The organism is Saccharothrix luteola (assembly GCF_020859565.1).
In the GTDB taxonomy this organism is placed as follows: domain Bacteria; phylum Actinomycetota; class Actinomycetes; order Mycobacteriales; family Pseudonocardiaceae; genus Actinosynnema; species Actinosynnema luteola.
The window spans coordinates 94,692-117,437 of record NZ_JAJHUO010000019.1 but is presented as its reverse complement, the minus strand read 5'-3'; the positions used below and the strand labels follow the sequence as shown (position 1 = coordinate 117,437).

General features: G+C 72.8%; 20 protein-coding genes. 11 read left to right on the top strand and 9 right to left on the bottom strand.

The genetic code is table 11. From position 1 onward, the window contains the following. The first annotated feature begins 126 nt into the window (after positions 1 to 126). The gene (locus LNK82_RS26000; RefSeq protein WP_230569617.1) at positions 127 to 3,339 is read left to right on the top strand and encodes a S8 family serine peptidase; all 3,213 of its coding nucleotides are present in this window, start codon (positions 127 to 129) and stop codon (positions 3,337 to 3,339) included. Between the two features lie 58 nt (positions 3,340 to 3,397). Here the strand turns inward: LNK82_RS26000 and LNK82_RS25995 are convergent, their stop codons facing one another. The 4 genes from LNK82_RS25995 to LNK82_RS25980 form a co-directional block, all read right to left on the bottom strand. Next, positions 3,398 to 3,808 (bottom strand): SSI family serine proteinase inhibitor, encoded by a 411-nt coding sequence (locus LNK82_RS25995; RefSeq protein WP_230569616.1) that lies wholly within the window; start codon positions 3,806 to 3,808, stop codon positions 3,398 to 3,400. A gap of 147 nt (positions 3,809 to 3,955) precedes the next feature. Continuing rightward, positions 3,956 to 5,554 carry a RecQ family ATP-dependent DNA helicase gene (locus LNK82_RS25990; protein ID WP_230569615.1) on the bottom strand — a complete coding sequence of 533 codons (1,599 nt, stop codon included), beginning with the start codon at positions 5,552 to 5,554 and terminating at the stop codon, positions 3,956 to 3,958. Next, positions 5,551 to 5,973, bottom strand: coding sequence for a DUF2243 domain-containing protein (locus LNK82_RS25985; RefSeq protein WP_230569614.1), 423 nt, complete (start codon positions 5,971 to 5,973; stop codon positions 5,551 to 5,553). The genes LNK82_RS25990 and LNK82_RS25985 overlap by 4 nt, the downstream gene beginning before the upstream one ends. Before the next feature lie 91 nt (positions 5,974 to 6,064). Continuing rightward, on the bottom strand, positions 6,065 to 6,925 hold the full coding sequence (locus LNK82_RS25980) for a LysR family transcriptional regulator (RefSeq protein ID WP_230569613.1): 861 nt from the start codon (positions 6,923 to 6,925) through the stop codon (positions 6,065 to 6,067). Between the two features lie 70 nt (positions 6,926 to 6,995). Here LNK82_RS25980 and LNK82_RS25975 point away from each other — a divergent pair, with 70 nt between their 5' ends. From LNK82_RS25975 to LNK82_RS25960, 4 genes are all read left to right on the top strand, one after another. Continuing rightward, complete coding sequence (locus LNK82_RS25975; RefSeq protein ID WP_230569612.1) at positions 6,996 to 7,880, top strand: DMT family transporter; 885 nt, start codon at positions 6,996 to 6,998, stop codon at positions 7,878 to 7,880. After that, a complete protein-coding gene (locus tag LNK82_RS25970; RefSeq protein ID WP_230569611.1) occupies positions 7,877 to 8,713 on the top strand; it encodes an alpha/beta hydrolase in 837 nt (278 codons plus the stop codon). Before LNK82_RS25975 ends, LNK82_RS25970 begins: the two co-directional genes overlap by 4 nt. A gap of 97 nt (positions 8,714 to 8,810) precedes the next feature. Beyond that, entirely contained in the window at positions 8,811 to 10,475 is a 1,665-nt protein-coding gene (locus LNK82_RS25965) for a glycoside hydrolase family 99 protein (RefSeq protein ID WP_230569610.1), read from the top strand. 35 nt (positions 10,476 to 10,510) lie between these two features. After that, the gene (locus LNK82_RS25960) at positions 10,511 to 11,278 is read left to right on the top strand and encodes an SDR family NAD(P)-dependent oxidoreductase (protein WP_230569609.1); all 768 of its coding nucleotides are present in this window, start codon (positions 10,511 to 10,513) and stop codon (positions 11,276 to 11,278) included. 31 nt (positions 11,279 to 11,309) lie between these two features. Here LNK82_RS25960 and LNK82_RS25955 read toward each other — a convergent pair whose 3' ends face one another. After that, positions 11,310 to 12,233: an SDR family NAD(P)-dependent oxidoreductase gene (locus LNK82_RS25955; protein WP_230569608.1), complete on the bottom strand. Its 924-nt coding sequence runs from the start codon at positions 12,231 to 12,233 to the stop codon at positions 11,310 to 11,312. A gap of 111 nt (positions 12,234 to 12,344) precedes the next feature. Between LNK82_RS25955 and LNK82_RS25950 the strand changes: the two genes are divergently transcribed. After that, entirely contained in the window at positions 12,345 to 12,881 is a 537-nt protein-coding gene (locus LNK82_RS25950; protein ID WP_230569607.1) for a TetR/AcrR family transcriptional regulator, read from the top strand. 118 nt (positions 12,882 to 12,999) lie between these two features. Beyond that, a complete protein-coding gene (locus LNK82_RS25945) occupies positions 13,000 to 13,572 on the top strand; it encodes a hypothetical protein (RefSeq protein WP_230569606.1) in 573 nt (190 codons plus the stop codon). 5 nt (positions 13,573 to 13,577) lie between these two features. On the opposite strand, the gene LNK82_RS25940 is transcribed toward LNK82_RS25945, so the two are convergent. Continuing rightward, a complete protein-coding gene (locus LNK82_RS25940; protein ID WP_230569605.1) occupies positions 13,578 to 15,074 on the bottom strand; it encodes a flavin-containing monooxygenase in 1,497 nt (498 codons plus the stop codon). Between the two features lie 69 nt (positions 15,075 to 15,143). Here LNK82_RS25940 and LNK82_RS25935 point away from each other — a divergent pair, with 69 nt between their 5' ends. Both LNK82_RS25935 and LNK82_RS25930 read left to right on the top strand, forming a co-directional pair. After that, positions 15,144 to 16,145: an AraC family transcriptional regulator gene (locus tag LNK82_RS25935; protein WP_230569604.1), complete on the top strand. Its 1,002-nt coding sequence runs from the start codon at positions 15,144 to 15,146 to the stop codon at positions 16,143 to 16,145. A 183-nt stretch (positions 16,146 to 16,328) separates the two neighbouring features. After that, complete coding sequence (locus LNK82_RS25930) at positions 16,329 to 17,153, top strand: SDR family NAD(P)-dependent oxidoreductase (RefSeq protein WP_372470650.1); 825 nt, start codon at positions 16,329 to 16,331, stop codon at positions 17,151 to 17,153. Here LNK82_RS25930 and LNK82_RS25925 read toward each other — a convergent pair. From LNK82_RS25925 to LNK82_RS25915, 3 genes are read right to left on the bottom strand one after another with little or no spacing between them, the layout of a single operon-like run. Further along, complete coding sequence (locus LNK82_RS25925) at positions 17,123 to 17,977, bottom strand: transglutaminase-like domain-containing protein (protein WP_230569602.1); 855 nt, start codon at positions 17,975 to 17,977, stop codon at positions 17,123 to 17,125. The genes LNK82_RS25930 and LNK82_RS25925 overlap by 31 nt on opposite strands. A gap of 56 nt (positions 17,978 to 18,033) precedes the next feature. Continuing rightward, positions 18,034 to 18,720: a class I SAM-dependent methyltransferase gene (locus LNK82_RS25920; protein WP_230569601.1), complete on the bottom strand. Its 687-nt coding sequence runs from the start codon at positions 18,718 to 18,720 to the stop codon at positions 18,034 to 18,036. Positions 18,721 to 18,755: 35 nt separating this feature from the next. Continuing rightward, positions 18,756 to 20,174, bottom strand: a complete 1,419-nt coding sequence (locus tag LNK82_RS25915) for an AfsR/SARP family transcriptional regulator (protein WP_230569600.1) — start codon at positions 20,172 to 20,174, stop codon at positions 18,756 to 18,758. Positions 20,175 to 20,368: 194 nt separating this feature from the next. On the opposite strand from LNK82_RS25915, the gene LNK82_RS25910 reads away from it, so the two are divergent. After that, positions 20,369 to 20,761 (top strand): hypothetical protein, encoded by a 393-nt coding sequence (locus tag LNK82_RS25910; protein WP_230569599.1) that lies wholly within the window; start codon positions 20,369 to 20,371, stop codon positions 20,759 to 20,761. 293 nt (positions 20,762 to 21,054) lie between these two features. After that, entirely contained in the window at positions 21,055 to 22,719 is a 1,665-nt protein-coding gene (locus LNK82_RS25905; protein ID WP_230569598.1) for a peroxidase family protein, read from the top strand. Positions 22,720 to 22,746: the final 27 nt, after the last annotated feature.

Below are 22,746 nucleotides of genomic sequence, written 5' to 3'. Positions count from 1 at the left end.
CACCGTGACGGGTGGCTAGCGTCGAGGCGTCGGGGGCTTCGTCACCTTCCGGTTCCACCGCCACCGCGGGTCTGCGACGCCCCCGGACCGCGCGATCCTCGCGCGCGCCGAATCCGGGAGGTATGCGTGTTCAGACCACGAAAGCGCGGTAAAGCCCTGGGAGCCGCCGTCCTGGCGTTAGGGCTCGTCTCCGCACCGGTCACGGGGGTGGCCGGTGCGGAGACCGCGTCGGCGACCCCCGCGGCGGGCGTCCAGCCGCGGACCGTCACCCTCGTCACCGGTGACCGGGTGGTGGTGACCGGCGAGGCGGTCGGGTCGCTGCGGCCCGGTCCGGGTCGCGACGACGTCACCTTCCACTCGACCTATCGGGACGGTCGGCTCAACGTCGTCCCCGAGGACGCGCTCAAGGGCATCGCCGCGGGCAAGCTCGACCCGCGGCTGTTCGACGTGACGGGCCTGATCGAAGCCGGCTACGACGACGCCGGCCGCGACCACGTGCCGCTCATCGTCACCGGCACGCCGACCACCGGTCTGCGCTCCGCCCGCGCGCTGCCCGGCGCTTTCGCCACCGAGGCGCCCAAGGCGGACGCCGGCGGCGTGTTCCGCGACCTGCTCGCCGACCCCGGCGTGACCAGGGTGTGGCTCGACGGCGTGCTGCGCCCGTCCCTCGACCGCTCGACCGCCCAGATCGGCGCGCCGACCGCCTGGCGGGCAGGCCTCACCGGCAAGGGCGTCCGGGTCGCCGTGCTCGACGGCGGCGTCGACGGCGACCACCCCGACCTCAGGGGCAAGGAGGTCGTGGAGCGCAACTTCACCGCCGACCCCGACGCCACCGACGTCACCGGGCACGGCACGCACGTCGCCGCGACCATCGCCGGCGGCGGCCGGACCTACCGGGGTGTCGCGCCCGACGCCCGCATCCTCGACGGCAAGGTCTGCGGTGCCAACGGCTGCCCCGAGTCCGCGATCCTGGCCGGCGTGCAGTGGGCCGTCGACGAGGGTGCGGACATCGTCAACCTCAGCCTCGGCGGCTACGACTCACCCGGCGTCGACCCCCTCGAGGACGCGATCAACCAGCTGACCGAGAAGACCGGCACCCTGTTCGTCGTCGCGGCGGGCAACGGCGGGCGGTCCAAGTCGATCGACTCGCCGGGCAGCGCCGACGCCGCGCTCACCGTCGGCGCGGTCCGGCACGACGACGACCTCGCCCACTTCTCCAGCCGCGGCCCGCGCAACGGCGACGACGCGGTGAAGCCCGACATCACCGCGCCCGGCCTGAACATCGTCGCCGCCAAGGCCGCCGAGGGGATCCTCGGCACCCCGGTCGGCAGGCGGCACACGGCCCTGTCCGGCACCTCGATGGCCACGCCGCACGTCGCGGGCGCCGCCGCCCTGCTCGCCCAGCGGCACCCCGACTGGACCGGCGCGCAGCTCAAGGCCGTGCTCATGGCCTCCGCCAAGCCGAACCCCGGCCTGTCCGTGTTCGACCAGGGCACCGGCCGGGTGGACGTGCCGCGCGCGATCACGGCGACCGTCGGCGCGACGCCGGTGAGCGTCACGTTCGAAGAGCAGCTGTGGCCCCACCACGACGACACCCCGGTCACCAAGACCGTCACCTACCGCAACAGCGGTCCCGAGCCCGTCACGTTCGACCTCACCGCCGAGCTCCGCGGCCCGAACGGCGCCGCCGCACCCGCCGGCCTGCTCACCGCGACCCCGGCGAAGGTCACCGTGCCCGCCGGCGGCACGGCAGCCGTGGCCGTCACGGCGGACACCAGGGTCGGCACGCTCGACGGCGTCTACTCCGGCGCGCTGGTCGGCGGGCCGACCCGCGTCCCGGTCAGCCTCGCCCGCGAGGTCGAGAGCTACGACATCGCGATCGAGAACATCGACGCCGACGGCAACCCGGCCCTGGACAACTCGACCGCGCTCGTCGGCATGAACAACGACGTCTACGAGAACCTGTACGGCCCCGACGGCACCGCTCGCGCTCGCGTGCCCAAGGGCGAGTACATGGCGCGGGCAGTGATCCGGTCGTGGCCCAAGACCTGGGTGCTCGCCCGGCCGGCGCTGACCGTCGACGCCGACCACACCCGCTACACCTTCGACGCCCGCGTCGCGAAACCGCTGCAGGTCACCGCGCCCGACCCCGCCGCGGCCCCGATGATCGGCGACATCAACGTGTCCCGGGTGCTCAACGGCAGGCGCGTGGTGCTCAACACGGCGTTCCTCGGCGGCTTCGGGGACATGGCGCTCGGTCACGTCGGCCCGACCCTGACCGACCAGGAGCTGACCGTCTCGATCGGCGCGCAGTTCCAGAGCCCGCCGGTCGACGGCACGCCGACGCACTACCGGTTCCGCTGGATGGAGCAGGGCGCGGTGCCCACCGGGTACACCCGCGCGCCGACCAGGGCCGAGCTGGCCGAGGTGCGGACCACGTTCGCGCCCGGCCCGGCCGACCGCCAGTACCTGCACAGCGGCAACGCCAGCCCGCCGGACGGCTCGGGCGGCTGGTCGGTGGGCCTGCCCGTGCCCGTGGGCGGCGCGGTCGTCGACCTGGTCACGCCCGACCGGCTCACGTGGAGCTGGGGCTTCCAGCGGCTGTCGCCCCAGTACCGGACCGAGGCCGACTACTCCTCGTTCAACCGCACGTACCGGCTGGGTGAGGAGCACGTGGAGCGGTTCGGGCGCCCGGTGCTCGGGCCCGGCCTGTCCGGCTACTCGGCCACCTACCTCGGCGTGCACGAGGACCGCGTCACGGCGCAGATCCCGCTGATCAACGACCGCGACGGCAACCTCGGCCGCGGCGGCCACGAGTCGGCGCGCACCTCCGTGTACCGGGACGGGCGGCTGGTCGGCCAACTCCGCGACCAGTGGGGCGAGTTCACCGTGCCGGAGGGCGAGGGCCGCTACCGGGTGGAGCACGACATCGTCCGCGATCCGACCGCGCACGAGCTGAGCACGCGGGTCAGCGGCGCGTGGACGTTCCGGATGGCGACCCTGCCCGACGGGCACGGCCGCCGGCTGCCGATGTCGGTGGTCCGGTTCAACCCGGAGCTCGACGCCGCCGGCGGCACGCCCGCCGGACGGCTGCTGAGCGTGCCGCTGGTCGTGGAGCAGCAGGACGGCGCGGACAACGGCGAGGTGGGCCAGGTCCGGGTCGACGTGTCGTTCGACGACGGCAAGACCTGGCGCCGGGTGCCGGTGGCGGGCGGGGCGGCCCTCGTGCGGCATCCCGACGCGGCCGGCTACGTCTCGCTCAAGGCGTCCGGCTCCGACAGCGACGGCAACACGTTCGAGCACACCGTGATCCGCGCTTACAAGATCACCCGCGAGTAGCGCCTGCGGTGGCGCCCCGGGCCGGTCGACCACCGGCCCGGGGCGTCAGCCGGGGGCGTCAGCCCCAGACCGGGAGCCACGCCTGCCAGCGGTCCTCCTCGCAGGAGTTGCGGCGGTTGAACTCGGCCGCCACCTCGACCCCGAACAGCCGACCGCTCACCTTGGCGTGCTCCGGCCCGAAGACGCGGTCGTAGCAGTTCGCCGTCGGCGGTGGCGGCTTGATCGTGCCCGGTGACTTCCGGATCGCCTCGCACGCCGCCTTGGGCTGCGGGTGCGTGCCGCCGTCCGGGTCGCACGTGAGGCGGAACTCGCGGACGACCGGCGTCAACCGGCCGTACACGGAGATGGTGAGGTCGGTGGTCGGGTCGGCGGTCGGGGCCGCGGTCGCGGCCGGTGCGAGCACCGCGGCGAGAGCGGCCACGACGGACAGCAGGGACAGCGCCCCGCGGATCGGGCTGATGACGGACACGTCGGTCTCCTCCAACTGATCTGCGGTGATCAAATGTGGAACCCGGTCGGGCGGCGGCGGTGTCCGCACCAGTAAACCATCTGTCCACTGTGGACAGCCTTCGGCAGGCCGCAGCGCCCCGGCCCACCCCGCCGGCGAGCGGACCTGTCACGTCTCCGGGTGTCGGCCGAGCACGTCGGCCGCGTGCACCGCCTCCAACGACAGCGTCTTGTACCCGACCTGCTCGAACAGCACGGTGAGCCGGTCGGCCTCGCTCTGCACCACCGTGCCCGAACCCCACTCGGCGTGGTGGACGCGCGACTGCGCCGGGTACTCGGGGTTGGCCGACACACCGGTGCCCGCCTCGCCCCGCGCGCACGTGTCGCAGTTGCCGCACGCCCGTTCCAGCACCTCGCCGAAGTACCCCAGCAGGTGCTGCCGCCGGCACGCCCTTGTCTCCGCGTACGCCCGCAGCACCTCGATCCGCGACCGGTCCAGGCGTTGCAGCCGCTCCGCCTCCTCCGACGCCAGGTCGGCCGCCCGCGCCGGCTCGACGACGAGTCGGAACCGGGACTTGGCCGCCTCCACCGCGCCCACCCGTTCCAGCAGGTTCACCCCGGAGGTGACCTTGCGGCGAGACTGCCCGATCTCCCGCGCCAGCTCGGTGACCCGCAGCCCGGGGTGGTCGCGCACGAACGCCGCCAGCCCGGCCAGCGCGTCCCGGTCGACGTGCCGCGACTGCAGGAAGCGCTGCAACCCCAGGTCTTGCGGCCGGTAGAACAGCACCGCCTCGGCCGGCTCGCCGTCCCGTCCCGCCCGGCCGATCTCCTGGTAGTAGGCGTCCAGCGAACCGGGCGCGGACGCGTGCGCGACGAACCGCACGTCCGGCTTGTCGATGCCCATGCCGAACGCCGAGGTCGCCACCACCACGTCCACCCGGCCGCGCATGAACGCGTCCTGCACGCGTTCCCGCTCCGCGGCCTTCATCCCCGCGTGGAACGGCTCGGCGCCCAGCTCCTCCGCGTACCGGCGGGCGTCCTTGCGCGTCGCGACGTAGACCAACCCCGGTTTCGGCGCCTCCCGCACCCAGTCGCGCACCGCGCGCCGCTTGTCGTCGTCCTCGACGAACGCGCGCACGGCCAGCGACAGGTTGGGCCGGTCGAACCCGACGGCCACCACGACCGGGTCGCGCAGACCCAGGTGGGTGATCACGTCCTCGCGCACGGTCGTGCCCGCCGTGGCGGTGAGCGCGAGCACGGGCGGCCGGCCGATCCGCTCCACCGCCGAGCCGAGCCTCAGGTAATCCGGCCGGAAGTCGTGGCCCCACACGGACACGCAGTGCGCCTCGTCGACCACGACCAACGCGGGCTCGCCCAACCGGTCCGGCACGTCGGGCTTGGCCAGTTGCTCGGGCGAGACGAACAGGTACCGCACCTCGCCGCGCCCGACGGCCGCCCACGTGGCCTCGTTGTCCACTTCGGACTGCGCGGAGTTCACCAGGGCGGCGGGCGGCGCGCCGTTGCCGCGCAGCGCCGCCACCTGGTCGCGCTGCAACGCGATCAACGGCGACACCACGACGACGAGGCCGTCCAGCAGCACGCCGGGCACCTGGTAGACCGCCGACTTGCCCGCGCCGGTGGGCAGCACGACGAACACGTCCCGTCCTGCCTGCACCTGCTCCATGGCGTCGATCTGCTCATCACGCAGCTCCGGCCACCCGAACACGTCCGCGGCGGCCCGGCGCAGGCGTTCGCGCACGCCGCTCACCGGCTCGCCCGCTCCCGCGCGAGGAGCCCGCCGACCAGGACCAAGATCGCCCCCAGCGCGAGGAAGCCGAGGTCGTAGGCGAGTTCGTGCGGGCCGCCACGCACGTGGTGGATGCCCAGGACGAGGTGGTCGGCGACGCCTTCGACGAGGTTGAACACACCCCAACCGGTCAGCACACCGCCCCACAGCACCGGGCGCGGCACCGTGCCGGCGCGGTTGAGCATGGCGACGCCGATCAGCACGAGCAGCAGGCACAGCAGGTGGAACAGCCCGTCAGCCCGCATGTTGAGGTGCAGGTCGTCCGGGTACCAGCCGGACAGCATGTGGTGCCAGCCCAGGAGCTGGTGGGCGACGATGCCGTCCACGAACCCGCCGACCCCCAGGCCGAGCACCAGCGCCGCTCGCGCGCCTCTCGTCATGGCCCGGGAGTTGCCCGCCCTGAGCGCATCAAACTCGCGTCACGCGCGGTCGAGCTGGTCCGGCGGTCACCGACCCACCCGGAACGCGAGGTCACTCGGGATCGCCGCCGCGCAGGGACGCCACCAGCGCGGTCACGGCCGGGTGCCACTCGCGCCCCGCCGGGCCGCACGCCACCAGCCGGCGCACCACCCTCGGCCGCAACGGCACCAGCACCAACCCCGCGGCCGGCATCGACGCCACCAGACCGGGCACGATCGAGATGCCGACCCCGGCCCGCACCATCGCCAGCAACGTCCCCAGCTCGCGCACCCGGTGCAGCGGGTCGAACGGCAGGCCCGCGTGCACCTGCCGCACGTGCCGCTCGCACCCGCCGCACGAGAGCAGGAACGGGTCGTCGGCCAGGTCCGCCACGTGCACCTCGCCCACCCCTGCCAACGGGTGGTCGGCGCGCACCAGGGCGTGGAACGCGTCCTCGCCCACCAGCACGCCGTGACCGGGCGGCGGGTCGACCACCACGGCCATCTCCACCGTGCCGTTGGCCAGCCACTCGGCCACCTCGTCGTCCTCGCCCTCGAACACCCGCACCCGCACGTGCGGGAACTCCGCCTCCCACCGGGACATCAGCTCCGGCAGCAGCCCCTGGCACACGGTCGGCGGCGCCGCCAGCCTGATCGTGCCGCGGGCCGCCCCACCGCGCCGCGCGGCCAGGTCCGTGATCGCCACCGACGCGGCCACCGCGGCCCGGGCGTGCGCCACGACCTCCGCTCCGAACGCCGTCGGCCGGGGCCTGCCGCGCCGGAGGAGCACCGGGTGGCCGAGGGTGCGTTCGAGCGCGGCCACGGCGTGAGACACGGCGGACTGCGTGAGGCCGAGCGCGTCGGCGGCCGTGCCGAAACCGCCCTCGTCCACGACGGCGAGGAACGCGCGGAGCTGCGCGAGGTTCAGGGCCATGAACAACTCTCATGGGTGGGCAGGTGTCACTTGTTGGACTCATCCTCGCAGGTGCGGCGATTCTCGCCCAGTGCCTACGTCCGGGAAGTTCGTGCTGCTGTCCGTGATCTGGGGCGGCAGCTTCGCGTTGATCAAGGTGGCGGTGGACGCGGGCGTGCCCGCGGTGTGGGTGGCGTTGTTCCGCTGCCTGTTCGGCGCGCTCACGTTGTGGGCGATCTGCCTGGCGCAGGGCGCGACCGTGCCGCTGGACCGGCGCACGTGGGGTCACGCCGCGGTGGTCGCGCTGCTGCTCAACGCGGTGCCGTTCACGCTGCTGGCGCACGGCGAGACGCAGGTCAGCTCGGTGCTGGCCGGTGTCTTCAACGCCACCACGCCGTTGACCACGCTGGTGTTCGTGCTGCTGATCGTGCCGAGCGAACGGATGACGGTGGCTCGGGTCGTGGGGCTGCTGGTCGGCTTCACGGGTGTGCTCGTGGTGCTGGGCGCGTGGCGCGGGTTGGCCGACGACGTCCTCGAAGGCAGCCTCGCCTGCCTGGCCGCGACCGCGTGCTACGGCGCGGGTTTCGCCTACACCCGCCGGTTCTTCTCCGGTGGCGACCACAGCGCGAGCGCGTTGTCGGCCGTGCAGATCACGTGCGCGACGCTGCAACTGGCGCTGGTCGCGCCCGCGTCGGGCGGCTTGCCGTCCTGGCCGGGGATGTCGGCCGCGGTGGCGCTGGTCGTGCTCGGCGCGGCGGGGACGGGACTGGCGTACGTGCTGAACCTGGACGTGATCCGGGCAGCCGGGCCGGCGGTGGCGTCGACCGTCACCTACGTCGCGCCGCTGTGGTCGACGGCGATCGGCGCGGTGCTGCTCGGCGAGACCGTGGGCTGGAACACACTGGTCGGCGGTGCGGTCGTGATCGGTGGCGTGCTGCTGGCCCGGTCACGGCCGAATGTGAGGATCTCTCCATGAACGCGATCTACGTCTTCGTGCACGGCTCCAACAGCAACTCGTTCCACTGGTCCCCCCTGCTCCGCGAACTCACCCTGCTCGGCCGCCGCGCGCTGGCCGTCGACCTGCCCGGGCACGGCTTCGGCGCCCCGTTCCCCGCGTCGTACCAAGCACCTCAGGACCCCGCGTCGCTGGCCACCGCCCCGTCCGGGCTCACGGGCGTGAGCCACGCCGACAACGTCGACCACGTGATCGACGTGGTGCGCCGGGCGGGCGAGCACGGCCCGGTGGTCCTCGTCGGGCACAGCCGGGGTGGGATGACCGTGACCGGGGTGGCGAACGCGGTGCCCGACCTGCTGCACCGGGTCGTGTACGTGTCCGCGTGGTGCTGCGTCGACGTGACCGCCGGCGGCTACATGGAGGGGCCGGAGTGGGCGTCGAGCGCGCTGAACGACCTCCCGGGCCTGATCGCGGCCAACCCGGCCGAGCTCGGCGTGCTCCGGATGAACTGGCGCACCGCCGACCCGGAGCTGCTGGCCAAGCTCAAGGCCGCGATGCTGGCCGACGGCACGGACGCGGAGTTCCTGGCCGCGCTGAACACCCTGGAGCCGGACGAGAGCCTGGACGGCGGCAGCGACCGCGTCGACCCGGAGGCCTGGGCACGCCTGCCGCACACCTACGTCCGCCTGGCCGGCGACCGCTCGGTCCCGGTCGGGTTGCAGGACCGGTTCATCCGCGAGGCCGACGCGCTGCTCCCGGACAACCCGTTCGACGTGCACACCCTCGACACCAGCCACATGGGCTTCCTGGTCCGCCCGCGGCAGGCCGCCGAGCTGCTCGCCGGACTCGACTAGTCCCGGTCCGCCGCCAGAATCCCGGTTTGTCGAATTATTGCGTGACGCTGCTCACTTCTTGCATGCTGATGCCGTCCCTCCAACGAAGGAGCGTGCGGTGCCCCTGTCACGCAGGACATTCCTCGGGTCGGCCCTGGCCGCGTCCGCCCTGACCACCACCACGTCGACCCCGGCGGGCGCGGCCAGTCCGCCGGGCGACGTGGTCGGCAAGATCACCGTCGGCTACCAGGGCTGGTTCGCCGCCCGGGGCGACAACTCGCCGATCGACGGCTGGTGGCACTGGAGCGACGACTGGAGCCGGCCGCCGTCGCCGACCAACCACGCGCTCATGGCCTGGCCGGACATGACCGACTACGCGACCAAGTACCCCACCGCGTTCGGCGCACTGGGCAACGGCCAACCGGCCACCGTGTTCTCCAACCACGATCACCAGACCGTGGACGTGCACTTCCGCTGGATGCGCGAGTACGGCTGCGACACCGCCGCCCTGCAGCGGTTCAACCCGACCGGCGGCGAGGGCCCGATCCGCGACGCCGTCACCGCGCACGTCCGGCGGGCCGCCGAGGCGCACGGGGTGAAGTTCTACGTCATGTACGACGTCACGAACTGGACGAACATGCAGTCGGAGATCAAAACCGACTGGCTCACCAAGATGCGCGCGCACACCTCGTCCCCCATGTACGCGCGCCAGAACGGCAAGCCGGTGGTCTGCGTCTGGGGTTTCGGCTTCAACGACCCCGGCCGCCCGTTCACCCCGCAGCAGTGCCAGGACGTGGTCGACTGGTTCAAGGGCCAGGGCGTGTACCTGATCGGCGGCGTGCCGACGCACTGGCGGCGGGAGATCGAGGACTCGCGGCCCGGGTTCGGCGGCGTCTACCGCAGCTTCGACATGCTCTCGCCGTGGATGGTCGGCCGGATCGGGAACGTCGCCGACGCCGACCACTTCTTCACGAACGTCAACTCGCCCGACCAGGCCGAGTGCACCCGGCTCGGCATCGACTACCAGCCCTGCGTGCTGCCCGGCGACCTGTCCCGGCGGCACCGGGCGCACGGCGACTTCATGTGGCGGCAGTTCTACAACATGTGCCGCCTCGGCGTGCAGGGCATCTACATCTCGATGTTCGACGAGTACAACGAGGCCAACCAGATCGCCAAGACGCCGGAGACGCAGGCCGGCATCCCGGTCGGCTCCGGCTTCCTCGCCCTCGACGAGGACGGCACACGGTGCTCGTCGGACTACTACCTGCGGCTCACCGGCGACGGCGGCCGGATGCTCAAGGGCCAGATCGCGTTGACGGCCGTGCGCCCGACCAAGCCGATGCTCACCGACACACCGCCCGTCGAGCGCGACCTCGCGGCGGGCAGGCCGACCACGCAGAGCAGCCAGACCCAGCACTACGGCAGCCACTTCGCGGTGGACGCCGACCCGCACAGCTACTGGGAGAGCGCGAACGGCGCGTTCCCGCAGTGGATCGGGGTCGACCTCGGCACGGTGGCCGCGCCGCGCCGGATGGTGCTGAGCCTGCCGCCGAACCCCGCGTGGGGACGCCGCACGCAGACCATCGCGGTGGAGGCAGGGGTGGACGGCTCGACGTTCACCACGGTGGTCGGCGGGGCCGGCCACGTGTTCGACCCGGCCACCGGCAACGCGGTCACCCTCACGCTGCCCGCCGGGGTGAGCGCCCGGCACGTGCGGCTGAGGTTCAGCGGCAACACGGGCTGGCCGGCCGGGCAGCTGGCCCGGTGGCAGGTCTTCGGCTGAGCGCCTGGGAGCGCTCCCACGGTACGCTGCCGCGCATGACGAGCGTTCTGGTCACGGGTTCGGCGGACGGTATCGGTCGGGAGACGGCGGCGACGCTGGTGTCGCTCGGGCACCGGGTGGTGCTGCACGCGCGCGACGAGGCGCGGGCCGGGCAGGCGCTGGCCGCCGTGCCGGGCGCGGCCGGCGTGCTGGTCGGCGACCTCGCGTCGCTGGCCCGGACCAGGGAGATGGCGGCGGCGGCCTCCGCCGAGCCCTTCGACGTGGTGATCCACAACGCGGGGCTCGGCGGCGGCCTGCCGGAGCGGACGGTGACCGAGGACGGCCTGGAGCTGTTGTTCCAGGTCAACGTGCTGGCGCCGTACGTGCTCACGGCCCTCGTGCCCCGGCCGCGGCGGTTGGTCTACCTGACGTCGGGGCTGGAGTCGCAGGGCGTGGCGGACCTCGACGACCTCCAGCACGAGCGCGGCCCGTGGGACGGGATGCAGGCGTACTCGGACTCGAAGCTGCTGGACGTGGTGCTGGCGTTCGCGGTGGCGCGCCGGTGGCCGGACGTGCTGAGCAACGCGGTCGACCCGGGCTGGATCAAGACCAAGCTGGGCGGCCCGAACGCCACCGACGACCTGCCGACCGGCGCCGACACGCAGGTGTGGCTGGCCACGAGCGACGAGCCCGCCGCCACCGTCACCGGCCGCTACTTCAAGTGGCGCGAGGACCTGCGCGCCAACCCCGCCGCCTACGACGTGGAGGTCCAGGAGCGCCTGCTCGGCGCCTGCGCGGAGATCACCGGCGTCACGCTGCCGTGATCAGCGGTGATCGACCTGGGGGTGGCCCAGGTCAGTGGGCCAGGGTCTCCTCGGTGACCTGCCACAACTCCGCGGCCGCCTCCGGGTCGAGCGCGTAGGCCGCGACACCGCTGATCATGGTGTCGCCCCGGTTCGGCAGGGCTTCGCCGCAGTCCTCGAAGTACCGGCCGCCGACGCCCTCCAGCAGCGGTGACGTCGCCAGCAGCACCGACGTGGCCGCGCCCTGCTCCGGCGTCTTCAGCGTGAAGCCGTCGGCCACGGCCTGGCTGATCATCGCGTCCATCTGCGCGCGGTCGGTGTGCCGCTGGAGGTTGGTCATGATCCCGCCGGGCATCAAGGCGTTCACCGTGATCCCGTCGGCCGCCCAGCGCTTGTTCGCCTCCACGGCGAACAGGATGTTCGCGGTCTTGGACTGCCCGTACGCCGTCCACGGGTCGTAGGGGCGGTCGGTGTAGTGGATGTCGTCGAAGACGACCGGCGACATGAGGTGCGCGCTGGAGCTGACGGCCACGACCCGTGCGCCCTCCCGGGCCAGGAACGGGTGCAGGCCCCTGGTCAGCGCGAAGTGGCCGAGGTGGTTGGTGGCGAACTGGAGTTCCCAGCCCTCCGGCGTCCGGGTCTCCGGCGTGGCCATCACGCCCGCGTTGTCGACCAGGATGTGCAGCGGGCCGTCCCAGCCGGCGACGAACGCCGCCACGGACGCCTGGTCGGCCAGGTCGAGCCGCGCGACCCGGACGTCGCCGCCGATCTCGTCGGCCACCCGCCGCCCGGCCCCGGTGTCGCGGACCGCCAGCGTGACCTCGGCGCCCGCCGACGCCAACGCCCGGGCGGTCTCGACGCCGATGCCGGACGCGGCGCCGGTGACCACCGCGCGCTTGCCCGTGAGGTCGATGCCCGCGACGACCTCCGCCGCGGTGGACTCCGCGCCGAACGGCGTGGTGATGTGCCCGGTCATGTCTGCTCCCCTGCCGTACACTGAAGCGGAGGTTCCTCCGTTACGTTCGACAGTAACCGGAGACTCCTCCGCTTAGCATGGAGAGCTGCGTCACACCCGTATGGAGGCACCGTGTCCCGCCCACTGCGCGCGGACGCCCAGCGCAACCGCCACCGCCTGATCGAGACGGCGCTGGAGGCGTTCACCGACGAGGGCGCGGACGCCACGCTGGACGCGATCGCCAAGCGCGCGGGCGTCGGCATCGGCACGCTCTACCGCCACTTCCCCACCCGCGAGGCGCTGGTGGAGGCGGTCTACCGCAACGAGCTGGCCAAGCTGTGCGACGCCGTGCCCGAGTTGCTGCGCACGCTGCCGCCGCACGAGGCGACCAGGGCGTGGATGGACCGGTTCGTCGAGTACATGGCCACCAAGCAGGGCATGGGTGACGCGTTGCGCGCGGTCATCGCGTCCGGCGGCGACCCGTACGCGGAGAGCAAGGACCGGCTGACCGAGGCGATGGGCACGTTGCTGACGGCCGTCGACCGTCCGGACGTCAAGCCGTTGGACGTGATCGCCACGATCGCGGGCATCGCGCTCACGGTGCCCGACGTCGGCCCGGCGGACGGGATGCTCGACCTCGTGATCGACGGCCTGCGCTACCGACCCTGACCCGCCCGCTCGCGACGCTGTCCGCTCGTGACGTCCCCCGAACGGGTTACAGACGGTAACGCACCCGCCCGGCCCGGCGAGTTCCGAGCAGGTAGGGCCGAGCGGAGTGGAGCGGGTGATGGTGAACCGTCGGGTGTTCCTGGGTGCGGCGAGCGGCGCGGTGGTGGCGACCGCCGCCGGTCAACTCGTCGCCCCGGCCACGGCGCACGCCGCCCAGGGCGGGTGGTCGAGGTGCCGGAAGTGCCGGAGCTTGTTCTTCCCCAACGTGGCGGCGGTGTCGCTGTGCGTCGGAGGCGGGGTCCACGAGCGCGACCCGTTCGACGGCGTGGTGTACAAGGTGCTGCTGGAGCAGGACGGTCCGGCGGAGCAGGTGGGGTGGCGCTCCTGCGCGGCGTGCCAGTGCCTGTGGTGGGCGGGCGGCTTCTCCGGCCACTGCCCCGGCGACCCCAACGGCCACCGGGTGAACAGCCGGACCGTCCGGGCGTCGTTCGCCTACGTCGTCGAGCACGACCTGGGCAACCCCGCGAACTGGCACCACCGGGGCTGGCGCTCGTGCTTCAAGTGCACCAACATCTTCCTGCCCGCCTACGGGACCATTCCGGTGGACAACGGCCGGTGCATGGCCGCACCCGGTTCGGGGCACGACGCCACCAACTCGTTCGACTACGCGGTGCAGGTCCACTCCGCCTAGGCGCGCTACCGGCGCACCGACAGCGCGCCGTCGACGGCCGCGCGCCGCGTGCCGACGAGGTGCCGGCCCAGGTCGCCGCGCAACGTGGACAGGGCGTCGAGCGGGTAGTTCTGCCGCACCCGCCACGGACCGCGGTCGCCTTGACGCGGGAACGCGTCGACGGCCCGCTGGATGTAGCCGGAGGCGAGGTCGAGCATCGGGCGGCGGACCAGCGGGCGGTCCGGGGTGGGCACGACGGAGGCGTAGCCGTGCCGGTCCATGTGGTCGAGCACCCGGCACACCAGGCGTGAGGTCAGGTCGGCGCGCAACGTCCACGACGCGTTGGTGTAGCCGACGCACACGGCGAAGTTCGGCAGCCCGGTGATCATCGCGCCGCGCCAGACGAACTGCTCGGACAGCTCCACCCGCCGCCCGTCCACGGTCGGCGCGATCCCGCCGAAGGCGAGCAGCCGCAGCCCGGTCGCCGTGACCACGACGTCGGCCGCCAGCTCGCGCCCGGACCGCAGCCGCACGCCGTCCGGCGTGAACGTGTCGACGTGATCGGTGACGACGGACGCGCGACCGCTCTTGAGGGCCTTGAACAGGTCGGCGTCCGGGATCGCGCAGAGCCGCTGGTCCCAGGGGTCGTAGGTGGGCGTGAAGTGCTCGCGGACCACGGCCTCGTCCTGGAGCACCTTGGTCGACAGCCCGGTGAGCACCTTGCGCGCGGCCCTGGGCCAGCGGCGGCAGAACTGGTAGAAGGCCACGCCGAACAGGATGTTCTTGGTCCGGATCAGCCGGTGCGCGACGTGGGCGGGCAGCAGCTCGCGGACCTTGTCGGCGAGCTTGTCGCGGCCGGGCACCACGCCGACCCACGTCGGCGAGCGTTGGAGCATGGTGACGTGCGCCGCGGTCTCGGCCATCGCCGGCACCACCGTCACGGCGGTCGCGCCGCTGCCGATCACGACCACCCGCTTGCCCGCGTAGTCCAGGTCCTCGGGCCAGAACTGCGGTCGCACCACGTCGCCGCGGAACGACTCGACGCCGGGGAACACCGGGTCGTGGCCCTGGTCGTAGTCGTAGTAGCCGGCACAGGAGTAGAGGAAGTCGCAGGTGATCACGCTCTCCGCGACCGCGCCGTGCTCGTCGCGGCGGCTGATCGTCACCGTCCAGCGGGCGGTCTCGGTGGAGAAGTCGGCGGCGAGCACCCTGGTCCGGTAGCGCACCAGCCGGTCGATGCCGAACCGCGCGGCCGTGGCCCGGATGTAGCGCAGGATCGACGGGCCGTCCGCGATCGACTTCGCGTCACGCCAGGGGTGGAACGGGTAGCCGAGGGTGAACATGTCCGAGTCGGACCGGATGCCCGGGTACCGGAAGAGGTCCCACGTCCCGCCCATCGTGTCGCGGGCCTCGAGGATCGCGACGGACTTGCCGGGGCACTCGGTGCGCAGCCGGTAGGCCGCGCCGACGCCGGACAGTCCGGCGCCCACGATCACGACGTCGAGGTGCTCGGGAGTGGTCATGCGCCCAGTGTGCTGGAGGGGCCGGCGCGGTTCTTGACTGGACACGACAAGTATTTGACCCTGTACGACATGTCGGTGGTCCGGTCGGCGGGGTTGCGGGGGTTCCGGGCGACGGTGGCCGAGCTGGGCGGCCGGGCCGAGGACTACGCCCGCGCGGCGGGGCTGCCGGTGGCCGCGCTCGACGTGGACGACCTGCTGGTGTCGGACCGGGTGCTGGCGGCCGTGCTGGAGGTCGCCGCCGAGGGGCTGGGCTGCCCTGACCTCGGCCTGCGGGTGGCCGCGCGGCAGGATTTCGGCATGCTCGGGCCGCTGGCGCTGGCCATCCAGAACTCGCCGACCGTGGCCGACGCGCTGGAGTGCACGTCGCGCTACCTGTTCGTGCACGCCCGGTCGTTGAGCCTGTCGCTGGTGGACGACCCCTACGGCGCGCCCGACCTCGGTGCGCTGCACTACGGCGTGCCGCCCGGCCTGCCGATCTCGGTGCAGGCGATCGACCTGGGTCTCGGGTTCCTGCACCGGTCGATCACCTACCTGGTGGGCGGCTCGTACGGGTTGCGCAGCGTGGAGCTGCCGTACACGCCCGTCGCGCCGCTCGCGGTGTACGAGGAGTTCTTCGGCGCGACCGTCCACACCGGACAGGGCGCGCCGTTGCTGCGGCTGCCGCGCGCCCTGCTGGACCGGCGGTTGGCGGGCGGTGACGAGCGGGTGTGGCGGTTGGCGCTGGCGTTCCTGGCCGAGCAGACCGCGGGCGAGGGCGCGACCACGACGGCACGGGTGCGCGGCGTGCTGACCCGGTCGTTGGGCACGGTCCCGCCGCAGATCGGCGCGGTGGCCCGGCTGGTGGACCTGCACCCGCGCACGGTGCAGCGGCGGTTGGCCGCCGAGGGCACCACGTTCGCCGCCGTGCTCGACGAGGTGCGACGTGAGGCGGCCAAGCGCTACCTGACCACGACGGACATCCCGATGAGCCAGGTGGCGGGGATGCTGGGGCTGTCCGAGCAGTCCGCGCTGAGCCGCTGCTGCCGCCGGTGGTGGGGCATCACGCCGAGCGCGGTCCGCCGCGGGGCGTGAGCTGTCCGGGTCCGGTGCGGGGCGTGATGTCGCGCGGGTGTGGTGTCGTGCCGGGTCAAGTTCCTGTCGCGTGAGGTCAAGCCGCGCCGGGCGGGTCGGGCCAGACTGGGTGGTGTCCACCGACGTCCCCCGGGAGGCCCCATGTCCCAGCTCGCGCGTTACCGGTTCGCAGGCGGCACGGCGGTGGTGACCGGCGCGGCCAGTGGGATCGGCGAGCAGGTGGCGTACGGGTTGGCGCGGCGCGGCAGCGACCTCGTGCTGATCGACCGGGACGCCGAGCGGCTCGCCGCGGTGGCCGGGAGGATCCGGGGCACGCGGGTCGAGACGCTCGTGGCCGACCTGTCCGACATCGCCGGGCTGGCCGACCTCGCGGCGCGCGTGCTGGCCGCCGCACCGCGGGTCACCCTGCTGGTCAACAACGCGGGCGTGGCGCTCGGCGGCACGTTCGACCAGGTCAGCGCGGACGAGTTCGACTGGGTCATGGACATCAACTTCCGCGCGCCGGTGGCGTTGACCCGGCTGCTGCTGCCGACGTTGCTGGAGTCGCCGGGCAGCCACGTGGTCAACGTGTCGAGCCTGTTCGGCCTCATCGGGCCGCCCGGCCAGACGGCGTACTCGGCCAGCAAGTTCGCCCTGCGCGGGTTCAGCGAGTCGTTGCGCCACGAGCTGGCCGACCGGGGCGTCGGCGTGACCTGCGTCCACCCGGGCGGCATCCGCACCAGGATCGCGGAGACCGCGCGGGTGGCGTCCGGGGTCGGCGAAGCCGAGGCGGCGCAGGGCAAGGCGAGCTTCGCGAAGCTCCTCACCTACCCCGCGGACAAGGCGGCCGAGCGCATCCTGGCCGGTGTGGCGAAGCGCCGGGGCCGGGTGCTGATCGCGTGGACCGCCATCGCACCCGACATCCTGGCCCGTCTCTTCCCCACCTCGTACCTGGCCGTGATGAACCGCCTCAGCCCCGCCGCGGCCCGCAACGCGACTCAGCGCAACACGACCTCCACCGGCAACTGAGTCACCTGGTCGTGCGACGTGATCACCGGCGACACGCGGTAGTCGTCGGTGTCGAAGAGCGCTCGCAGGTCGGCACGGGGGTCCTGCATCGACGCCGCCAGCTCGTCGGCCGCCGTGATGTCCTCTTCGGACAGTTCCGGGTCGTCGCTCAACCGGCCCCACAGGTCCCACAGGATCATCTCGTGCTTGTTCAACGACGCCAGGTCCTGCACGAGGTCGTGCCGCACCTGCGTGAGGCCGCGCGTGCCGGGGATCGTCAGCTCGGGCGAGACCACGAACCGCTCGGGCTCGATCGCACCCGAACGGCACGCCTGCCACGCGTCCGCGCCGACGAGGAACCGGTCCCTCGGCACGTCCATCAGGTCGACCTCGCCGTCCAGGAACTGCGGGTCGACCAGCCGCCACCGCCGCCCGTCCCACACCTCGGCCACCACGTGGTCCAGGTACCAGTCGGCGGCGAGGTACCCGGCGAACCCGACCCGCGACCGCGCCGGCACGCCGTGGTGCCGCGCCATCGACACGAACAGCAGCGTGAAGTCGCGGCAGCAGCCCACGATCCGCTCGGTCGGCGCACGCTCCTGTGCCAGCGGCGCGGGGTCGAGCACGTGCAGCCGGGCGAACATGTCCGCCGCGTACCGCAGGTCGACCTCCGCCAGCCGCTCCGCCGGGAACCCGTGGTCGGTGATGTCCCCGTTGCCCCAGTAGTGGAACACCAGCCCGGCCGCGACCCGCCGCAACTCCGCCAGGTCCGGTCCGACGCCGTCCAGCCACCCGGCCGCCGGACCGGGGTCGGTGAACCGGCTGTGCGTGGTGTAGTCGATCATGTGGGCTCCCCTCGGCCTGTGTGCCGCCCTGTCTAACGCCTGCCCCCGGGGCACGGTCAAGCGGTCACGGTGAACAGCACGTAGCCGTAGGTCAACTCGTGCCGACCGGGGTTCGCGCGGACCCAGCCGTCCACGACGTCGCCGGGGAACTCGATGCGCAGCACGGCTTCCAGCTCCGCCGCGTCACGGCACCGCCAGGACGCCATCACCTCGGTGCGCCCGGCGCCCCGCTCCCGCCACCACGCGTCCGTCGTGTCGGCGGTCCCCTGCGCGGACGCCCACGGTGAGGCGGCGAGCAGCTCGGAGAACTCACCGCGCCGCCAGTCGTTGTCGATCACGACGAGCGTGCCGCCGGGCCGCAGCACGCGCCGCACCTCGGCGAGACCCGGCTCGCCGTCCGGCGGGAAGAAGTAGGCGAACCGGGCGTGCACCACGTCCACGCTCGCGTCGGGCAGCGGGACGTGCTCCGCCGAGCCGTGCCGCACGTCGCCCCGCTCCCGCGCCCTGGCCAGCAGGTCCGGGTCCGGCTCGACGCCGATCACCGCGCCCGCGTCGACCGCGTAGCGGGGCAGCCAGAACCCCGTGCCGCAGCCGAGGTCCAGCAGCGTGCGACCGGCCCAGTCGGCCTGCTCGCGCAGCGCGCGCCACAGCCGTCCGTCTGGGTCGATCGCCTCGTTCTCCCGCTCGTAGAGGTCGGGGTGGTCGGCGATGTTGGGCGCGCGGTGGAAGTCGGAGAACGTCACGACGCACACGGTAGACACCGACGCCGCGGCCACGCTCAGGATTCGAGGAGCCGCTCGAAATCCGTGCCCGACGTCCCGTGACGCGAATTCGAGCCGGCCACGACCGCCGTTTTCAACACTTCGGGCTCGACGTCCGCGGCGGCTCGCGGGGAGGTCATTCCAGGTGCCTGCTCGTAATTCCAGACGATGACGTCGAGGAACACCGGGTCCGTGAACCGCCAGCCCTGGAGCAGGAGCACTTGGGAAATGGCCGGGTAGGGGGTGAAGGCCGGATTGGCGAGCCAGGTCAGCAGCACGTCGCGCGTGACGCTGAAGTCCACGCCGGCGGTGCGCAGCGCCTCGATGATCGCCGGGGCCAGGGGCGGTGCGTTGCGCTCCGGGTCGAGCTCGACCAGCTCGCCGTAGAGGCGCACGGCGTCGACGAGCGCGGCCCGGGCGTCTTCTCCCCTTCCCTCTTGGTCGAGCTCCCGCGCGGTGGCGAAGAGCTCGTGCGCGCGTTCGACCGACGGCGGGGTGTCCTCGTCACGCTGGAAGGCGAGCACCGACCCGATCGACGCGAGCAGACCTACGGCGATCAACGCGACCAGCACCGTCCGCCGGCGCAACCACCCGGGCGCCTCGGGCACGTGCGGAGTCTCGGGTGCGCTGTCCTCCGGCGCCGACGGCTCGTCGTCCGCCCTGTGCGTGGCGGACACCGCGGAGTTCTGCGGTTCGCCCCGGAGGACGGCCTGGTGCGCGGCACGCAGCTCCGGACCGGGGTCGGCCCCCAGTTCGTCGGCCAACCGCTGCCGGACGGCGGTGTAGCGGTCGAGGGCTTCCGCGCCCCGCCCGGTCGCGTGCAGCGCACTCATGAGCAGGGCTTCGAGGGGTTCCACCAGCGGGTGCTCGGCGGCGAGGTCGGGCAACGCGGTGAGCACCGAGCCGGGACGGCCGAGCCGCAGCTCGAGCCGGGCCCACTGCACCACCGCGTCCAACCGCCGCCGGTCCCAGCTGTCCCGGACCTGCGCGGCCCACTCGCCGGGCAGACCGGCCAGGGGCGAGCCCCGCCACAGCCCCAACGCCTCCGCGAGCGCGGCGGCCCGGTCCTCGTCGTCGCGACGCGGGTCCTCACCCTGGTCGACCAAACGCCGGAAGCGGTGCAGGTCCACCGACTCCGGGTCGACGTCCAGCACGTAACCGGCGTGGCGGCGCTCGACCCGCACCGCCGTCGCGCCGGCGGGCGCGGCGGCCTGCTCCAGCAGTCGGCGGATCCGGCTCAAGTGCGAGTACAGCACGGCCCGGGGATCGGCGGGCGGCGCGTGATCCCAGACGCGGTCGATCAGCGTCCCGATCGCCACGGGTCTTCGAGCGTCGACGACGAGTGCGGCCAGCACCGCCTGCTGCCGCGGTGTGCCCACGTCGAGCGACCGGCCTTCCGACCGCACCTCCACCTGGCCGAACATGCGGAATTCCACGTGCCCCCCAAACCGGTCGACTGTGCGTGGACAAGTCGGCGGAAACCCGATGCTGACTGCTCCGCAAGATCGCCGCAAGGTCCGCGCACAGGGTGCGACACCACGGTGGAATCCGCTGCGCCGACCGATGAGGCGGGAATGACCTCAAGGGAGGAAGGCAGCGCGCATTCACTTCGTCGGAAATGGAGTCCCCCATGAACAGGTTGCGGACGTTGTCCGTGTTGTGCGCGGTGGCCGCCTTCGCGGTCGCCGGCACGGTCACCGCGTCGACCGTGATCGCCGACCCCGCGCCGGCGGGCGCCGCCGATCGGCAGGTGGTCGAGGCGGTGCCGGACAAGGCCGACCCGAACCACATCGCTCCCGACCGCGTGCTCACCGCGGCCGAGGGGATGGCGATCAAGCGGCGCATCGTGTCGCAGCGGGCGTCGTCACCGCGGGCGTTGGCGCCGCAGTGGCACTGGATGGGCAACTACGGGAGCCCCACCGACGCGGCGGCCGTCGCCAACATGGAACCCGCCTCCGGAGCGGGGGCGATCATGTTCGAGGTCGCCGACAACGGGCTGATCCCGGCGTGGATGTACTACTGACGCGGTGCCGGCGCGACAGTCCCCGCGCGGGGCTGTCGCGCCACCGCCTCGGACGGTGACCCCGGCTCGCGGTGTGACGGTGACGACGAAAGCGTTGTGGCGCGGGATTCACAGGCTTTCTCAGGAAGCCCCCGACCTGCCGGTTGCCCACCCACGTGGACTAGCGCAACCGGACCAGTGGATTGGGCCGCGTATCTGATCGACAAGTCCTGGTACATGTGTTGTGGAGGGCGACCACAGGGGGTGCGTTCGTCCACCCGGGATTTCCGGGGAACCAAGACCTGGGGGGGTCTATGAAGCAGCACGGCACGAACAGCTTCTTCGTCGTGGGCGAGGGAGTGCTGGAGTTCGACCGCGACGGCGAGGCCACGACCCGTCGCCCGCTCACGGTGGAGGAGTTGCGCCGGTTCCGGTTCTCCCGGCTGGGGCCGGAGGGGACGCCGCTGGACGAGGGGACCAGGGTCGCCCTGGCCACCGCCATGACCGCGGACGTGCCGCAGCCCGACTCGGCGGACCCGTCGATCCCGGCGGGCTTCACCTACCTCGGCCAGTTCGTCGACCACGACCTGACCATGGACCGCACCGAGTCGCAGCTCGGCGAGGACGTCACGCTCGACGAGCTGGTGCAAGGCCGCTCGCCCGCGCTGGACCTCGACTCGGTGTACGGACGCGGTCCCCGCGACCGCAACGACCGGATCTTCTACGCCGCGGACGGCGTGAAGCTGAAGGTCGGCACCACCTCGCCGACGCCGTTCCCGGACGAGCGGGTCAACGTCGCGTTGGAGGGGTTCGACCTGCCGAGGTTCGGCGCGGCGGGCACGACGGGGGCGGACCGGCGCAGGCCGCTGATCCCGGACGCCCGCAACGACGAGAACCTGGCCGTGGCCCAGACCCACCTGGCGTTCATCAGGTTCCACAACCGGGTCGTGGACGAGCTGGCGCTGCGCGGGCTGACCGGGCAGCGGTTGTTCGCGGCAGCACGGGAGCAGGTGGTGCGCCATTACCAGTGGGTGCTGCGCACCGACTTCCTGCCGCGGATCGTGGACCCGGCGATCGTGGACGACGTGTTCGCCAACGGTCGGCGGTTCTTCGAGGCGCCGGGCCGGGGCACGTCGCCGCACGGGTTGGGGCCGACCATGCCGCTGGAGTTCTCGGTGGCGGCGTACCGGTTGGGCCACAGCATGATCCGCGGCGCGTACCAGTGGAACCGGGTGTTCACCGCGGACGGGCCGGGCGGCGCGGCCACCCTGTTCCTGCTGTTCGTCTTCACCGGCACGTCCGGCAACTTCGACCCGGGGTCGCAGCTGCCGGACCTGGACAACCCCAACTCGGGCACGGTCGACACGCTGCCCACCAACTGGATCGCCGACTTCCGCCGGCTGTTCGACTTCACCGAGGCCGACCGGCCGGACCTCGTGCCACCGACCGCCGACGGCGGGAACGTCACCAAGCGGGTCGACAGCCTGCTGGTGAACCCGCTGACGCAGCTGCCGGCGGGCACGTTCGACGGGCGCGGCAGCACGTTCGACGAGATCGAGCGCAACCTGGCGTTCCGCAACCTGACCCGGGCGAACATGGTCCGGCTGGCCAGTGGGCAGCAGATGGCGGAGTTCCTCGGCGTGGAGCCGTTGACCGCCGAGCAGATCCTGCTCGGCGACCGGGGCGTCACGTTGGACTCGCTGACCGACGCGCAGAAGGCCGCGGTGACCGCCGCGACCCCGTTGTGGTTCTACGTGCTGCGCGAGGCGGAGTTCAACGGCGGCAGGCTCGGGCCGGTGGGCGGCCGGATCGTGGCGGAGGTGTTCCACCGCGCCATCGAGGGCAGCCGCACGTCGATCGTCCGCGAACCGTCGTGGCGGCCGGCGTTCGGGCCGGACTCGCAGACGTTCCGGATGACGGACCTGCTGCTGTTCGCGTTCGAGGGCAAGGCGGACCTGCTCAACCCGCTCGGCGACTGACGCCCGCCGAAGACCGGTCCGGTTCCC

What these genes read in the sequence shown, in the direction of transcription:
- LNK82_RS25970 (WP_230569611.1), top strand. Translation starts at nt 7,877, where the DNA reads ATGAACGCGATCTACGTCTTCGTGCACGGCTCCAACAGCAACTCGTTC.
- LNK82_RS25960 (WP_230569609.1), top strand. Translation starts at nt 10,511, where the DNA reads ATGACGAGCGTTCTGGTCACGGGTTCGGCGGACGGTATCGGTCGGGAG.
- LNK82_RS25940 (WP_230569605.1), bottom strand. Translation starts at nt 15,074, where the DNA reads ATGACCACTCCCGAGCACCTCGACGTCGTGATCGTGGGCGCCGGACTG.
- LNK82_RS25925 (WP_230569602.1), bottom strand. Translation starts at nt 17,977, where the DNA reads ATGATCGACTACACCACGCACAGCCGGTTCACCGACCCCGGTCCGGCG.
- LNK82_RS25955 (WP_230569608.1), bottom strand. Translation starts at nt 12,233, where the DNA reads ATGACCGGGCACATCACCACGCCGTTCGGCGCGGAGTCCACCGCGGCG.
- LNK82_RS25905 (WP_230569598.1), top strand. Translation starts at nt 21,055, where the DNA reads ATGAAGCAGCACGGCACGAACAGCTTCTTCGTCGTGGGCGAGGGAGTG.
- LNK82_RS25945 (WP_230569606.1), top strand. Translation starts at nt 13,000, where the DNA reads ATGGTGAACCGTCGGGTGTTCCTGGGTGCGGCGAGCGGCGCGGTGGTG.
- LNK82_RS25935 (WP_230569604.1), top strand. Translation starts at nt 15,144, where the DNA reads ATGTCGGTGGTCCGGTCGGCGGGGTTGCGGGGGTTCCGGGCGACGGTG.
- LNK82_RS25910 (WP_230569599.1), top strand. Translation starts at nt 20,369, where the DNA reads ATGAACAGGTTGCGGACGTTGTCCGTGTTGTGCGCGGTGGCCGCCTTC.
- LNK82_RS25980 (WP_230569613.1), bottom strand. Translation starts at nt 6,925, where the DNA reads ATGGCCCTGAACCTCGCGCAGCTCCGCGCGTTCCTCGCCGTCGTGGAC.
- LNK82_RS25985 (WP_230569614.1), bottom strand. Translation starts at nt 5,973, where the DNA reads ATGACGAGAGGCGCGCGAGCGGCGCTGGTGCTCGGCCTGGGGGTCGGC.